The following is a 15,585-nucleotide window of genomic DNA, read 5'->3' as shown; positions in this document are numbered from 1 at the left end:
AATTCGTACCTATGGTGATTGGTTCAGCTGCCAGTCGCCCGCGATCGCAAAGGAGCAGCGCATGTCGTTCACAACCCGCCCGGAACTGATCGGCACATTCGGCATGGTGGCCTCCACGCACTGGCTCGCCAGCGCGTCGGCCATGGCCGTGCTGGAGAAAGGCGGTAACGCATTCGATGCAGCGGCCGCCGCCGGTTTTGTCTTGCAGATCGTCGAGCCGCATCTGAACGGTCCGGGCGGCGAACTCCCGGTGGTGTTCTACAGCGCGCGCGAAGATCGCGTGCGCGTGCTTTGCGGGCAGGGCGTGACACCCGCGGCCATGACCATCGAGCGCATGCGGAAGTTAGGTCTGGAAGTGGTTCCGGGTACGGGATTGCTGCCTGCCGTGGTGCCCGGTGCATTCGGCGCCTGGATGGCCATGCTGCGCGATTACGGCCAGTTGCCGCTCGAGGACGTGTTGAGCTACGCGATCGGATATGCGGAAAACGGTTATCCGGTGCTGCCGCGCATGACTTCGTCGATTCTCGCCATCAAGGATTTCTTCCGGACCGAGTGGCCGACTTCGGCCGAGCAATGGCTGCGCGACGGCGACGCACCAATGCCAAACCAGCTGTTCGCCAATCCGGCCATTGCCAACACGTACAAGCGCATTCTGCGCGAAGCGAACACCCGGCGTGACCGCGGCGAACAGTGCGAACGCGCCCGCGAGGTCTTTTATCGCGGCTTCGTGGCTGACGCCATCGACCAGTACTTTGGTTCGACCGCCGTTCTCGATACGTCAGGTCAGCGCAACCGCGGCCTGCTCGACGCCGGCGATCTCGCTCGCTGGGAACCGTCCTATGAAGACCCCGTTTCATACGACTACGGGGATCTGCGCGTCCACAAGACCGGTCCGTGGGGCCAGGGGCCGATGTTCCTGCAGCAGCTCGCGCTGCTCAAGGGCTTCGATCTCGCGGCCATGGACCCGATGGGCCCGGATTTCGTCCATACCATCATCGAATGCTCGAAGCTCGCGTTCGCCGATCGCGACGTGTTCTACGGCGACCCTGCGTTCGCGCACGTGCCGATGGATGTGCTGCTGAGCGACGCCTACAACAACGAGCGTCGTCGGCTGATCGACCCGCACCGGGCGTCACTCGAATTCCGTCCAGGCACGCTGGGCGACAGCGAGCAGCGTGCCGCGCGCATCATGGCATTGGCCGGCAAGGAACAGTCCGGCGGCTTCGGCCAGGGCGAACCGACCTTCGCCCCGTTGCCTGAACTGCGAGGCGATACGGTTCATCTCGATGTCGTCGACCGTTGGGGCAACATGGTGTCGGCCACGCCTTCGGGTGGCTGGCTGCAGGCGTCGCCGGCGGTGCCCGGTCTCGGCTTCAACGTCACCACGCGCGCACAGATGTTCTGGATGGAAGAGGGGCTGCCTTCGTCGCTCGGGCCGGGGCGCCGTCCGCGCACGACGCTGTCGCCGACGCTGGTTACCCGCGCAGGCAAGCCGTACGCGGCGTTCGGCACGCCTGGTGGCGACCAGCAGGATCAATGGTCGCTCCAGCTATTCCTCAAACACGTGCACGCCGGCATGAACTTTCAGGCCGCCGCGGATTCGCCCTCGTTCCAGACTGCACACTTTCCCGGCTCGTTCTACCCGCGCGCGATGCATCTCGGCAAGATGTCCGCCGAGTCCCGTTTTCCGGAAAACACCCTCGCCGAGTTGCGCGCGCGGGGGCACGACCTGACCGTGGCCGAACCGTGGGCGCTGGGGCGGGTCTGCGCGGTCGGGATCAGAAACGGTCTGATGCGTGGCGCAGCGACGCCTCGCCAGATGCAGGCCTATGCGGTCGGGCGATAACGTCGGCATTGCGGACCTCGTGTCCATTCCTCCTGGGAGAAAGTTACCGTGTCTGCCATAGCCGCTCGTCTTGAAAGACTTCCGTTGTCGGGCTTTCATCGGAAACTCCTGCTCATCGGTGGCTTGGGGTATCTGTTCGATGGACTCGATTCATCGTCGCTCGCGTTCCTGCTGCCGGTCGTGAGCAAGCTATGGCACCTGACGAGCGCCGAGACCGGGCTCGTCGCGAGCAGCACCTATATCGGTTACTTCTTCGGGGCCTTTCTGTCAGGCGTATTCGCCGATCTGATCGGCCGTCGCCGCATCATGATGACGGCGCTAGCAATTTACTGTGTCGCGTCGCTCGCGAGTGCCGCTGCTACGGACTGGCACACGTTCTTCGCGTTGCGTATCGTCGCGGGATTTGGGTCCGGCGCGGAGACGGTGGTGATCGCGCCATTCCTTGCGGAATTCGTGCCGCGTCGTTACAGGGGCATGTTTTGCGGCGCGCTGGTCGGCTTCATGTCGTTCGGTTATCTGAGTTCATCCATCCTCGGCTTCGTCGTGGTGCGAAATTTTGTCGATGGCTGGCGCTACCTGGCCGTGGTGACTTCGTTGCCCGTCGTGATGCTGCTCTGGTGGCGCAGGACGCTGCCTGAGTCGCCGCGATGGCTCGAGAGCCAGGGGCGAACGGATGAAGCGAACAGCATCGTGAGCACGATCGAGGCATGGTTTGCCGGTAAAGGCATTCATCTTCCGCCTGCCGCCGCCGCCGGCATGATTCCCGCATCGGCGCGTGCGAGCGGTAGCGCGTTGCAGAACGTGCTGACGTTGTGGTCGCCGCGACTCGCGCGCACCACGGCGGTAAGCTGGCTGATGTGGTTCTCGGTTGCATTCGCGTACTACTCGTTCTTCTCCTGGATTCCGAGCTTGCTCCTCAAGGAGGGGCTCACCATGACGAAGAGCTTCGGCTATTCCATCGCGATCTATGGGGCGCAGATTCCGGGATATTTTTCGGCCGCATGGCTCAATGAACGGATCGGCCGGAAGGCCGTGGTCGCATCGTACATGTTGTTGGGAGGTATCGCGGCGATCGCGCTTGCGTTCTCTCACACCGGAATCGGGATCATGGTCGCGGGCATATGCCTGTCGTTCTTCATGAACGGTGCATTCGCAGGCGTGTATGCGTACACCCCCGAAGTATTCCCGACCGCGGTGCGCACCACCGGCACCGGATCGTCCTCATCGTTCGGCCGCATCGGCTCGGTGAGCGCACCCATTCTGGTCGGCCTCGTCTATCCCGTGCTCGGATTCCTGGGCGTGTTCGCCATGACCACGACGGTTCTGCTCATCGGGGCGTGTGTGGTTTTCTTCCTGGGTATCGAGACTCGCAACCGCTCGCTCGAAGACATCGAGGCCGAGGAACTCGGGCGCACGCAGGATGTTCGAGGCCCGCTCAATTCCACTGAACTACACGGCTGAACGCCGTGATTTGCCAACTTCCCGTACAGACTATGCAAGGCAACCGGATCGAAACTGCGCCGCCAGTTTCGCAAGCGCTGGACATTTCGAACCTTGAGCATCTCGCGAAGGCCATGCGGCTCAAGGGTCAGCCGATGGCGATTTTCCGCGCAGTTCACGAGGTGGCGGCAAGCGCAATCGGCTTCAGCCTGTTCACGATCATGTCCTACGATGCGCGAAATCAGGAGGTGGAACGCGTCTACACGAACATGCCCGACGTCTACCCGGTTGGTGGACGCAAGAAAAAACAGGGCACCGCGTGGGCCAGACAGATACTGCACGATCTCAAGCCATTTCGTGCGGAGACGCCGCAAGGCATTCGCGAAGCGTTCGACGATCACACCGTGATGACCGAGATGGGCCTCGGATCGATCCTGAACATCCCGATCGCGTACGACGGCGTGTGCATCGGCACGATGAACCTGACGCATCAGGAAAGGTGGTACACGACGAGGCATGAAGAGTTGGGATTACTGATCGGTTCCTTCCTGGCGCCCGCTCTCATTTCGCGCAATACGATATCCGCCAGCAGCTTGACTCCTCTCTGACATGACCACTACCCATCGTGTTGCAACCGCGTCACCGGTGAGCCAGGCCTCCGTATCGCAAGGCCGCTGGCTGCTCGTTTTCATCCTCGGCTATCTTGCGCTCATGGCCGATGGCGCCGACGTCATGATGTACGGCCTCACGCTGACGCGAATCAAGGACGACTTCGGGCTGAGCAATGTCCAGGCGGGAGCACTGGGCAGCCTGACGTTGTTAGGCATGGCCGTCGGCGGGATTCTCGGCGGCTGGGCGAGTGACCGCATAGGGCGGGTGAGGGTGGTGGTCTGGGCGCTCGCCCTCTTTTCGCTCGGTGCGGGGCTGCTCGGGCTCACGCACAGCTTTCTGGAATTCGCGATCGTCCGCTTCATCAGTTCGTTGGGCATCGGCTCTATGGTGCTGGTCACGACGCTGGTTGCCGAATACGTGCCCACGGAACGGCGCTCGCTGATTCTCGGCGCATTGCAGACCGGCATTTCGGCCGGCTACATCGTCGTGATTGCGCTGAGCAGCTGGATATTGCCGCACTACGGCTGGCGCACGCTCTACTACGTGTCGGCGTTGCCCGTGGTGTTTGCCCTGGCGATCAAGTTCGCGGTCCCCGAGCCGGCTAGCTGGCAGGCGAGCCACGCCGTCGAGCGCACGAGCCAACGTCGATGGCGCGGCAGCCGTTACCACGTGATTTTCAGCAATCGACAGACACGAACCCTGTTTATCCTGTGGACCCTGACCTCGGTATTCATTCTTTCCGGGTTCTATGGCCTGAATAACTGGCTACCGACGTACCTCGAAAAAGAGCTGCATATCAAGTTCAGCGCGCTGACCGGGTACATGATCGGCACTTACGTCGTCGCCTTCGTCGGCAAGATTTTCGCCGGCTGGCTGGGCGACCGCTGGAGCCGGCGTGGTGTGTATATTTTCGGCTGCGTGGGCGCCGCGCTTTTTTCTGCCGGTGATCGTCTTCTGGCATACGCGAGAGAACATTGCCGTTCTCATGCTTTTCTTCGGTTTTCTATACGGCGTACCGCTGGGCACGATCGGCACTTTCATGTCCGAGAGTTTCGCCACTTCGATCCGCGGCACTGCTGTGGGCGGCTCCTACAACCTGGGCCGTTTCTGCTCGGGCGCGGCGCCTATCGTGATCGGCTTCCTGGCCACACAGTTCTCCATCGGTCTGGGCTTCCTTGTGGTCGGCGCGGTGTTCTTCCTGAGCGGCGTGACCGCGGTGTTCATCCCGGACCGCTTGTACGACACGGACCGCCCGTCCACGCCGTGAGTCGAAGCAGGTGTGCGCAACGCGCTTTCTATTTCTCTTGATGAAACCGCGGCAACACCTCATCGGCGAGTTCATTGATGACCTCGGCGACGGGACGCTCCGACGACAGATTGAACGTCACGTGATGTGTCCCGTCCGCGCGTAGCGCTTTGAGTATGTCGATCAACGCATGCCGGCCGGTTCGGTAGCCGAGCGACACGGCCTGAGCCGGCTCATGCGGATCGCTGCTGAGTTCGAGCCGCATCGCGACACCGAACGCGCGAAAGGCCTCGGGCGCCACGCGTTCGACGGCGGCGCGCCACATGCTGTAACGGGCGCGCTGCGCGTCGGGTTCGCGATGATAGGTCATCCACCCGAGCGAATGGCGCGCGATCCAGTCGACGCTCTGACCGCCCGAACCGACGGCAAGCAGCGGCACTGCGTGCGAATTCTCGGGCAGCAGCTGAAAGGTCGGCGCGCTCTCAGGCGTGCGATCGGGAATCACGCGCGACGGTTCGCCGAGCGCGGCGGCAACCGTCTCCCAGTGACTGCGATACAGTTCGCGCCGCTCGTCGGAATCGCGCCCGAATGCGGCATATTCCGGTGGGCGGTCGCCTGAACCCAGACCCAGAATGAAGCGTCCATGGCTGAGCGTATCGACGGACAGCGCCGCTTTGGCGATATGCAGCGGATGACGCAGCGTGAGCACGATGGCCCCGCTCACGAGCGCGATACGCCGCGTGTTCGCGGCGAGCGCGCCGAGCAACACCCACGGGTCGAGGTGGCCGACGGGGTCCGGGTAGTCCGCGCTGTTCAATGGGACGTCGCGTATCCAGAGTGCGCGAAAGCCGCGTTCGTCGGCAAGCCGTGCGAGCGCCAGTTGCTCGTCGAAATCGGCCACGATCGTGCCGGCGCGCAGCATCGGCAGGGTGAGTCCGAGACTGAGCGCACCGTGTGAAAACACGCGATTTGCGGTGGTTTGCGCCTGATCTTTCAGCTCGTCTGCCGCGTTCAAATTCGACTCGTTCATGCGTGACCTGTGCTTTGCGTCGATACGCTCGATGCTAGCACTGCCTCAAAACAACTGCTTCTGGCCTGACATCAAGGTCGTGAAGTCGTCGCGCAGCAGTGGCAGAATAGCGTCGGCGACGGGCTGCAATTGCCGCGTCAGATAGTGCTCGTAATCGATTGCCGAGCGCAGCGTTTCCAGCGGCTCGGGTCCGGCAACCGTCATTACATAGCTGATCCAGCCGCCGTTCTGGTATTGCAGCGGGCGCCCTTGCCGCCGATTGAATTCGTCCGCCACACGCGCCGCGCGCACATGCGGCGGCACGTTGCGCTCGTATTCTTCGAGCGGCCGGCGCAGGCGCTTGCGATACACGAGCTGATCGTCGAGCTTGCCTTCGAGCGTGTCGCGCACATAGTCGCGCACGTAGTCCTGATACGGTTGCTGCGTGAAGATGCGCCGGTACAGTTCCTGCTGAAACTGCTGCGCAAGCGGCGTCCAGTCCGTGCGTACCGTTTCGAGTCCTTTGTAGACGATGTCCTCGCTGCCGTCCGGCAAAACGGTGAGACCCGCGTAGCGTTTCTTGCTACCTTCCTCGGCGCCGCGAATCGTCGGCATGAAGAAGCGCCGATAGTGGCGCTCGAATTGCAGTTCGAGCGCGCTTTCGAGCCCGAACCGCTCCCGCAGATTCTGCCGCCACCACGCGTTGATATGCTCGACCAGCGCGCGGCCGATACGGCTCGCATCCTCCTCGCTGTGCGCATGCTTCAGCCACACGAAGGTCGAATCCGTGTCGCCGTAAATGACCTCGTAGCCTTCGCCCTGAATCAGTTCGCGCGTGGCATGCATGATTTCGTGGCCGCGCATGGTGATCGACGACGCGAGGCGCGGATCGAAAAAGCGGCAACCGGTCGATCCCAATACGCCGTAAAAGGCGTTCATGATGATCTTCAATGCCTGCGAAAGCGGCTTGTTGTTCTCGCGTTTGGCCGTTTCGCGGCCTTGCCAGACTTGCCCGACGATCGACGGCAAACAATGGCGCGTGCGTGAGAAGCGCGCGCCGAGAAAGCCGGGCACCGACTGATCGTCGGCGGGATTCAACATGCCTTCGACGAGGCCGACCGGATCGATGAGAAAGGTACGAATGATGGACGGATACAGGCTCTTGTAGTCCAGCACGAGCACGGAATCGTAGAGACCGGGGCGCGAGTCCATGACGAAGCCACCGGGACTCGCGGCACCGGCCACATCGCCGAGGTTGGGCGCGACATAGCCTTGCCGATGCATGCGCGGCATGTACAGATGCGTGAACGCCGCCACCGATCCGCCGCTGCGATCCGCTGGCAAACCGGTGACGCTCGCACGTTCCAGCAGGAACGGCAGCAACTCCGTTTTGGCGAAGATGCGCGTGACCAGCTCGCAGTCCTTGAGGTTGTAGCGCGCGAGCGCGGGCTTGTCCTCGTCGAAGCGGCGCTGGATTTCGTCCATGCGCTGATACGGATTGTCGATCGCCTTGCCTTCGCCCAGCACCGTGCGCGAGACATGTTCGAGACTGAACGAAGGAAAACTCCACGTTGCGGAGCGCAGCGCTTCGATGCCGTCGATGATCAGCCGTCCGGCGGCGCCGGCGAAGAAGTGGTTCTGCTTGAGTCCGTGCTCGCGCCATTCCATCACCGCACCGCCACGGCCGAGCCGCAGCGGCACGCGATATTGTTCGGCATGCTGCTGCAGCACACGCAGATCGAACTGCACAAGATTCCAGCCGATGATCGCATCGGGGTCATGCCGCTCCAGCCACACGTTCAGTTTTTCCAGCAACTGTGCGCGGGTTTCACAGTATTCGAGGTCGAAGTCGAGCGAACTCGCGTCGCCGTTGGGCGGTCCGAGCATATACACCTGGCGCTGTCCGCAACCTTCCAGCGCGATGGAATACAACTCGGCGTGAGCGCTGGTTTCGATATCGAGCGACACCAGCTTCAAGGGCGGACGATAGCCAGTGACCGGCTTGAGTTCGCTGTTCAGGAGCGGGCCGCAGTGGCCGGTGCTCTGTGTGTCGCTGTCGCCGCTGAACCACACCGGCGCCGTAATGAAGCGCTCCATCATGTAGCGCTCGGGCGGAAAGACATCGGCTTCGTAGACGTCGACGCCGCCTTGTTTCAGGCGTTTCTCGAAGCCCGTCAATTGCCGGTACTGCGGGCAGTAGAGTCCCATGACCGGTCGATGCTGAAAGTCGCACAGATTGAGCGTTCGTAGATCGAGCGGCGCTTCGCGGCGCAGGATCGTCTCGGCGCGCTCGCGATGTTCGGCGGGAATGAACGCCACCGAAGGCTGTGGGCGCAGGCGGACGTGCCGGGGCCCGCTGTCCGTGGCCAGCCAGAAATCGACTTCCGTGCCGGCGGGCGTGTCCCGCCAATGTCGGGTCAAAATGAAACCCTGTTCAAGCTCAGTCAAACTGCCACCTCTAAAACCGGCGTGATCGCCTTGCGCGATTTTACCGCCATGCGCCGCGGGCCGTGACGCCATCCCCGAGCGTTGCCGTGCAGGCTCGATGCGGTGCCCGCGTGCGGCCTTCCTGCACGCTGGATGCAGCCGTGCCGCGCAGTCTGTATGATCGTGGTGCAGCGATTCCTTTCGGCGCACGCCATGCGCCGGTCAAGTCTACTAAGAGTGGAGTGAACGATATGACATTGGGCAAATTTGTTGTTGTCGTCGCAGTAGCTGCAACCAGCCTCGGTGCACAGGCGCAAGTCGCCGGCACGCAACCGCTGAGCGTCACGGTCGAGCAGTCGAATGCACTGCTGAGCGGCTGGAGTGTGAAGAAGAGCATTCTCGGCAAATCGGTATACAACGACCAGAACGCGAAAATCGGCACGGTCCGCGATCTGGTGATCGCACCGGACGGCTCGCTGTCCGCAGCCATCGTCTCAGCTGGCGGTTTCCTGGGCGTGGCGTCGCACGACGTGGCGGTGCCCATCGCCGCGCTGGACATCCGCGAGGGGAATTTCTATCTGGCCGGCGCCACCAAGGACGCACTGAAGGCGACGCCCGAGTTCCAGTACAACAAGGTCCAGGCGCCGCCGAAGCCTAAAAAGCTGACGGGGCAGTAAAGCCTGGAAGCCGGCGCGGTCGCCGGCTGAGCCGCAGGAAGCGGCTCTTGATCGACGCAATCATGGAAAAGCGGCGCTCGCCGCGCGAATCGGTTGGTGGGAGAAACCGTTTCGCGTGTGCGGCGCCGCTTTCGTATATTCAGCGGACCATGCCGCTGAGTTGAGTTCGATTCTAAGCCCTGAATCAGGCCTTTATTCAGGCTTCCAATGCAAGCGTGGCGAATGTGCCCAGCCAGTGCTCACCCATATAGTCGCCGGCCACGTGCGGCAGCGCGGTTTGCAGATGCCGCTCGGCTGCATCGAACAATACCGTCCGGCGGATATCGCCTGCGGGCAGTGCGCGCGCCAGCGAACGCTGGCACCATGCGCGGCTGAGATTGAGGCCGTCGAGGTGAGCGATCTTGCCGTCGGTACGATCCGTCACGGTAACGGGTTCGAACAGCGTGGCGGGCTTTTTCACGCCGAGATCCGGCAGAAAGCGGCCGAACCAGTCGACGAATTGCGCGGGCGGCAAGATGCGGCGCATCAACTCGGCTTCCATGAGTGAAGGCGAGAGGAATTCGTCACCGGCAGGTTCCCATGCCTGACACGCGACGTCGTTCACAAACCAGCGTTCCGCGGTATTCACGACCAGCGCTTCCAGCGAATCACGCGACGTTTGCCGTGCAAAATCCAGCGTCAGCGCCAACGCGAAGGCCATGTTGAAGTGCGTGCCCACGCGCAGCGGGTAGGTCGCTTTCGGCAGGAATTCCTCGAAACGTTCGACAAACGCCTTGGTGAGCGGCGCAAAGGTCTTCGACCAGCGCGCTGCTTCCGAGAGCTTCAGCGAATTGAGTTGCGCGCTCAGCGCGAGCAGCCAGGCCCAGCCATACGGACGCTCGAAACCGCGGTTGTGCGGCAGATCGAGATACGCAAGTTCTCCGGCCACGTTCGCCGCGGTGAAATGCTCGTCGACCACCGCGACGATGCGGGCCGCTTCAGGCAAATCGGGAAAGCGCTCGAGTAGATGCAGAATCAACCAGTAGCCGTGCACGCACGAATGCCAGTCGTAGCTGCCGTAAAAAATCGGATGCAGCGCACGCGGACCCTGCACGTCTTGCGGTCCGGCGAGCGAATGCGTCAGCTTGTTCGGGTATTCGCGCGTGAGATGGGCGAGCGCGAGGTTGGCGAATTTTGATGCGAATTGGCGAGTGAGTTGAATGGTCATCGGCGCCTCCTCAAAAGCGGAATACACATAGATGTAACAGTATGCTGTTGAGGATCAACAATAGTAAAGCGGTTGGCTTTTGTGACTTGATTATGCCGTTCGGATCTTTCAGCTTCAGCAGCGCAAACGGCACGATAGCAGAGCGCGTGATTCCGGCGAGATCGGAGGGTAAATACTTGAAAACAGCGGTTTTCTGGTAATCTGACGGCCGGCTTTCTACCCAATAATACCCGCCGCATATTCTGAGCGGGCCTTGATGCGCGTTCGAGGTTATAAACGAGGTTTCCATGCGAGTCAGCTCTACTTCAGCGACCACCGATACCGCCGTTCCTTACCCGTGGGACCCGAAAAAGGACAGCGCTGATAGCACGCCCGACGTCGAAAGCCTGAAGAAGCAGATGGAAGCGCTCAGCAAACAACTGCAAGAGGCGTGGAAAACGGCGGGGCAGTCGCCGGAGAATCATGCGCGCGTCATGATGCTCACCAGCCAGATTACTGCCTTGCAGCGGGACATCACGCAGATCACGAATACGGGCGCTTCCTCGGCGTCGGCGGCTACGGCCCATGCGGAGATGCTTCGAACAGTTGCCGCAGCTGAAGCCACCTCCAAACAGTCGGGTGCTGTGGAATCCGGTGCTGCGGCCGGAGACGCAACTCAAGCGGCGAATAGTCAGGCGGTGCTCAATGCGTCCGCGTCCGACTCGTCGGCGCAAAACGGTTCTGCACCGTTCCGCTTCGACCACACGGGGACTAACATCGACACGGTTGCGTAGCAGCCGTTTACTTCGGGCGGCGGACCGCCCCCACCATGCGACGACGCCTAAAACAGCTCCAGAATCCGGTGATACATCATCCCGAGTTCTAGCGCCGGCCCCCGCAACGCCGGGCCGCCCGGAAAGCGCGCGTGCCGCAACTGCGCGAACAGATCGAAGGCCGCCGTCTCACCCGCCATCGCTTTGGCAACCACGCGCCCGGCAATACCGGTCAACGCGACGCCATGCCCCGAGAACCCCTGCACATAGAAGTAATTTGGATCGATCGACCCGAAATCGGGCGCGCGATTACGCGTCACGTCGACAAAGCCACCCCATGCATAGTCGATTCTCACATCGCCGAGTTGCGGGAACACACCGATCATGCGCTGCCGAATCTCCTTGCCAAGCTGCACGGGTGAAGCGCCGGTAGAACTCGCCCGCCCGCCGAACAGCACGCGATGGTCGGCCGACAAACGGAAATAGTCGAGAAAGAAGTTGTTGTCGCAAATCGCCTCGCGCCCTTTGATGAGCGCATCCGCGCGCTGTTTGCCGAGCGGTTCCGTTGCAACGATATACGACGCGATCGGCGCGATGCGCGCGGCCACCGGCGCGGGCAGCACGTCGCCGATCGTGGCGTTGCCGCACGCCGCGACGAAACGGCAGCGCACTTCACCGCGAGTGGTCCGCACGACAGGCCGAGTACCACGCACGACCTCGATCACCGGCGAATGCGCGAACAGTTGCGCGCCCTCGCGGCGTGCCGCCTCCGCGAGACCGAGACAGTATTTGAGCGGATGCAGATGGCCGGAAAACGGATCGTAGACCCCGGCCAGGTAGCGCTTCGAAGCGACGCGTGAACGGACCTCGTCGGTATCGAGCCACGAGAGTTTCGTATAACCCCAGCGTTGCGAAGCCGCTTCCATCCACGAACGCAAATCGGGCACGCGTTTCGGTTTGGTGGCGACCGTCAGATAGCCGGACGTGAAATCGCAGTCGATGCCGTAACGCTCGATGCGCTCGCGCACCAGCGCCACGCCTTCCACCGACATCGCCCACGTGGCGCGCGCGCCGTCGAGACCGAGTTGGCGTTCCATGATCTCGTCTTTCGCGAAACCCACCAGCGTCTGCCCGCCGTTGCGGCCCGACGCGCCCCAGCCGGGACGATGCGCATCGAGCACGACCACCGACAAACCGCGCGCCCGGCACTCCAGCGCCACCGACAAACCGGAGAAGCCCGCGCCGATCACGCACACGTCGGCTTCCAGCGTGCCGTCGAGCGTGGGGTCGTCGGCGAGCGGACGGGCGACGCTCGCTTCGTAGTAGGAGTTGGCGATCAGCGCATCGGCACGGCGGTCGAGCGTGTTAAGCGTGTTAAGTGTGTTGAGGCCGGGAGTCGGAGCGTTCATCAAAGCAGGTCCTTCATTCGATACCAGGCCATCGCGAGTACGAGGGCAGGGGTGCGCAGTGTAGCGCCGCCGGGGAAGTCGCGGTGACGAATCTTGCCGAACAGATCGAAGCGCGACGCCTGGCCGTCGATCGCCTCGGCGATCAGTTTACCCGCGAGACCGGTGGTATTCACGCCGTGCCCCGAGAAGCCTTGCGCGAAGTACACGGTCGGCGAGAGCCGGCCGAAATGCGGCGCGCGGTTCATGGTGATATCGACGAAACCGCCCCACGCATAGTCGATTTTCACATCGTCGAGTTGCGGGAAAGTTTTCAGCATGTCGCGGCGCATCGCTTCGCCGAGATTGCGCGGCGCGAGTTTCGAATAACTCACCTTGCCGCCCCACAGCAAGCGGTTATCGGGCGCGGGGCGGAAGTAGTCGAGTACGAAGCGGCTGTCGCACACGGCGGCTTTGGCGGGCATCAGCGCTTCGGCGCGATCGGGATCGAGCGGTTCGGTGGCGATCACGTAGGTGCCGACCGGCATGATCTTGTTCGCCACGTCCGGTGCGAGCTGTCCGAGGTACGTGTTGCAGGCGAGCACGACGAAGCGCGCCCGCACCTGGCCGCGCGCGGTTTCGGCGACATGCCGGCCGTTTTCTTCACGCAAAGCCGTGACGCAACTGTCTTCGAAAATCCGCACGCCGGCCTCGCGCGCGGCGCGCGCCAGACCTAGCGTGTAATTCAACGGATGCAGGTGGCCACTGTCCGCGTCGAACAGGCCGCCCAGGTAGCGCTGTGATTGCACATAGTTGCCCACGCCGTCGGCGTCGACGTAACGGAAGCGGTCGTAGCCGAAGCGCTGTTGCGCTTCGTCACGCCATTTTTGCAGCGCGTCGGTATCGCGCGGTTTATTCGCCGCGGTCAGATAGCCGATGGTCAGATCGCAGTCGATCTGATGCCTGGCGACGCGTTCCTTGACGATGTCGAGGGTTTCGATCCCCATGTCCCAAACACGCTTCACGTCGTCCGCGGGCATGTACTTCGCGAACGTGTCGATGTCGCACGCAAAGCCGCCGATCAACTGGCCGCCGTTGCGGCCGCTCGCCGCCCATCCGACTTTCGATGCTTCGAGCACCGCGACCGAATGGCCGCGTTCGGCAAGATTGAGCGCCGCGGAAATGCCGGTCAGTCCCGCGCCGATCACGCAAACGTCGACGGTAATCGTTTCGTCGAGCGCGGGATGGCGGGTGGTGTCGTTGGCGGTGGCGGCGTAGTACGAGGCGACGTGAGGCTGGTTCGAGAATCGGAGCATAGGCAGAGCATGCGGAAAGAGCCTGTGCGCGTGGCCTTTTTCGACAGCAAGGCCACGCGCCGGCAAGTCGGATTAGAACGAGTAGATGAACTGGGTCGCGAGCAGGTCGTTGGACTTGCCATACGAACCGTCGTTCTTCAGGAACACCTGCTTGTTGGCCCAGTCGTGGCGGTATTCCACCTTGACCGTGATCTGCTGGGTCGGATAGAACAGCAGGTCGAGCGAAACGTCCTGGCGGGTCGCGCCCTTGCATTCGAAGCCGAGGCCACCGTTCGCCTGCGAATTGGCGAGACAGTCCGCGCCGATACCGAAGCCGTTCGCCGTGTCCATGCCGTTGCCGTTCAACGCGATGCCACCGCCGCCGCCGCCGTTCTTGCTGTCGACCAGCAGGTCATAACGCACGGTCGCGCCCATACGGCCCACCACCGGCAGATTGAACTTGCGGTGCGCGAGCAGCGACAGGCCATACCACTGTGCCTGGCCGCCGTTGTACGCGGCGTTCTGCTGTTGACCGTAGTCGAGTTCGGCGTTGTACTGCACATCGGCGAGCGTGTAGGTCAGGTCGGCTTCGGTGAAGAAGAACGTGCCGCCCGAGCTCGGCGACTGGCCGCCTACGCCGTAGCTGACCGCGCCGTTCGCGTCGATCGAGCTAGGCAAGGTCTGACGGCCGATGTTGAACGAACCGCCGATATCCAGTGCGCTCGACCACGTGTAGTCGGTACGTGCGGTGAAGGTCGGGATCTTGTTGCTGGTCGTGATCGGATCGCCCAGTGCGTTGGTGCCCGTCTGCGTGACTGCGCCGAACGTGCGGTACTGTTCGTTGCCGAGGAAGAACTTCCACGCCCAGTTGCCGACGGTGTAGTTCGCGCCGATCCCGACATAGCTGCCCGGATCCGAGAAGTCATACAGCAGGTTGTGCGTGAGCGTGAGCATCTGATTCGACTGCTGCACTTCATAGCCGCCGAAGCTCGGGATCAAACCGGCCACGAGTGTCGTGGTCGCCGTCAACGGCACGTTGACCACGGCCGTATTCAGAATGTTGTTGCCGATATCGCCGTGCGAGTTCTGCAGCAGCGTAATGCCGTTGCCGCGGTTCGGCATCAAGGTGATCTCGGCCGACGGCGCCATCGGGCCGACACCGAAGGTCTTCTTGATGTCGAGGTACAGATCGCCGAACGTGCTGTTGAAGTAGTTGTAGCTGCTTTCGTGGTTCGCGAACAGGAACGACGAGCTGCTCTGCGCACGGTTATAGAGGTAGGTCGGATCGATATAGCCCGTCACCGACAAACCGGCGATCGGTCCGGTCTGCGCCGCGTCTTCGAGCGAATCGACCTTCAACTGCTGATTGGCGATCTGTTGCTTCATCGCCGTCACGTCGTCGTTGGTCAGCGTCGCCTGAGCCTTGCCGTAATCAGGCGACGAGACATCCACCGGCGCGGCCACCACCGCCGGGGCGGGGGCCGCAGTCGCCGCCGTCGCCGCGGTGGCTGCCTTCGGCTTGGTGGCGACTTCGGCGCGCAACTGTTTTACCTCCTTTTGCAGTGCATTCAGTTGCGCCTGGAGCGCCTTGATCTGGTCGCTGGTGGCGTCCGCCATGGCTATGCCAGGCAGACTCCCCGCCACCAACAGACAGATAAGCTTTCTTCTCATTCAAATTCTCCTTATTGG

11 protein-coding genes and 2 pseudogenes are annotated in these 15,585 nt (G+C 62.4%); 6 read left to right on the top strand and 7 right to left on the bottom strand.

The genetic code is table 11. From position 1 onward, the window contains the following. Window positions 1-61 precede the first annotated feature (61 nt). The 4 genes and pseudogenes from B0G74_RS25300 (at window position 62) to B0G74_RS25285 (ending at window position 5,165) form a co-directional block, all read left to right on the top strand. Window positions 62-1,846, top strand: coding sequence for a gamma-glutamyltransferase family protein (locus B0G74_RS25300; protein ID WP_132377584.1), 1,785 nt, complete (start codon window positions 62-64; stop codon window positions 1,844-1,846). A gap of 48 nt (window positions 1,847-1,894) precedes the next feature. After that, entirely contained in the window at window positions 1,895-3,307 is a 1,413-nt protein-coding gene (locus B0G74_RS25295; protein WP_132377583.1) for an MFS transporter, read from the top strand. A gap of 32 nt (window positions 3,308-3,339) precedes the next feature. Further along, on the top strand, window positions 3,340-3,894 hold the full coding sequence (locus tag B0G74_RS25290; RefSeq protein WP_132377582.1) for a GAF domain-containing protein: 555 nt from the start codon (window positions 3,340-3,342) through the stop codon (window positions 3,892-3,894). 1 nt (window position 3,895) lies between these two features. Then, window positions 3,896-5,165 (top strand): annotated as a pseudogene (locus B0G74_RS25285) (MFS transporter). Between the two features lie 28 nt (window positions 5,166-5,193). Here the strand turns inward: B0G74_RS25285 and B0G74_RS25280 are convergent. Further along, a complete protein-coding gene (locus tag B0G74_RS25280; protein ID WP_132377581.1) occupies window positions 5,194-6,174 on the bottom strand; it encodes an LLM class oxidoreductase in 981 nt (326 codons plus the stop codon). Between the two features lie 45 nt (window positions 6,175-6,219). Beyond that, the gene (locus B0G74_RS25275) at window positions 6,220-8,601 is read right to left on the bottom strand and encodes a DNA polymerase II (protein WP_132377580.1); all 2,382 of its coding nucleotides are present in this window, start codon (window positions 8,599-8,601) and stop codon (window positions 6,220-6,222) included. A 230-nt stretch (window positions 8,602-8,831) separates the two neighbouring features. Here B0G74_RS25275 and B0G74_RS25270 point away from each other — a divergent pair, with 230 nt between their 5' ends. Beyond that, window positions 8,832-9,257, top strand: a complete 426-nt coding sequence (locus tag B0G74_RS25270) for a PRC-barrel domain-containing protein (protein WP_132377579.1) — start codon at window positions 8,832-8,834, stop codon at window positions 9,255-9,257. Window positions 9,258-9,453: 196 nt separating this feature from the next. On the opposite strand, the gene B0G74_RS25265 is transcribed toward B0G74_RS25270, so the two are convergent. After that, the gene (locus B0G74_RS25265; RefSeq protein ID WP_132377578.1) at window positions 9,454-10,464 is read right to left on the bottom strand and encodes a DUF2891 domain-containing protein; all 1,011 of its coding nucleotides are present in this window, start codon (window positions 10,462-10,464) and stop codon (window positions 9,454-9,456) included. Window positions 10,465-10,474: 10 nt separating this feature from the next. Next, window positions 10,475-10,600 (bottom strand): annotated as a pseudogene (locus B0G74_RS47680) (DUF979 family protein); the annotation flags it as partial. A 262-nt stretch (window positions 10,601-10,862) separates the two neighbouring features. On the opposite strand from B0G74_RS47680, the gene B0G74_RS25255 reads away from it, so the two are divergent. Then, window positions 10,863-11,237: a hypothetical protein gene (locus tag B0G74_RS25255; RefSeq protein ID WP_132377576.1), complete on the top strand. Its 375-nt coding sequence runs from the start codon at window positions 10,863-10,865 to the stop codon at window positions 11,235-11,237. A gap of 47 nt (window positions 11,238-11,284) precedes the next feature. Here the strand turns inward: B0G74_RS25255 and B0G74_RS25250 are convergent, their stop codons facing one another. From B0G74_RS25250 to B0G74_RS25240, 3 genes are all read right to left on the bottom strand, one after another. Beyond that, a complete protein-coding gene (locus B0G74_RS25250; RefSeq protein WP_132377575.1) occupies window positions 11,285-12,625 on the bottom strand; it encodes an FAD-dependent oxidoreductase in 1,341 nt (446 codons plus the stop codon). After that, complete coding sequence (locus B0G74_RS25245) at window positions 12,625-13,917, bottom strand: FAD-binding oxidoreductase (protein WP_132377574.1); 1,293 nt, start codon at window positions 13,915-13,917, stop codon at window positions 12,625-12,627. Before B0G74_RS25245 ends, B0G74_RS25250 begins: the two co-directional genes overlap by 1 nt. Window positions 13,918-13,989: 72 nt before the next feature. Next, window positions 13,990-15,567 (bottom strand): DUF3138 family protein, encoded by a 1,578-nt coding sequence (locus B0G74_RS25240; RefSeq protein WP_132377573.1) that lies wholly within the window; start codon window positions 15,565-15,567, stop codon window positions 13,990-13,992. Between the last annotated feature and the right edge of the window lie 18 nt (window positions 15,568-15,585).

It is taken from the genome of Paraburkholderia sp. BL9I2N2 (assembly GCF_004339745.1).
GTDB lineage: Bacteria > Pseudomonadota > Gammaproteobacteria > Burkholderiales > Burkholderiaceae > Paraburkholderia.
This window is presented reverse-complemented; position numbering and strand designations above follow the sequence as displayed.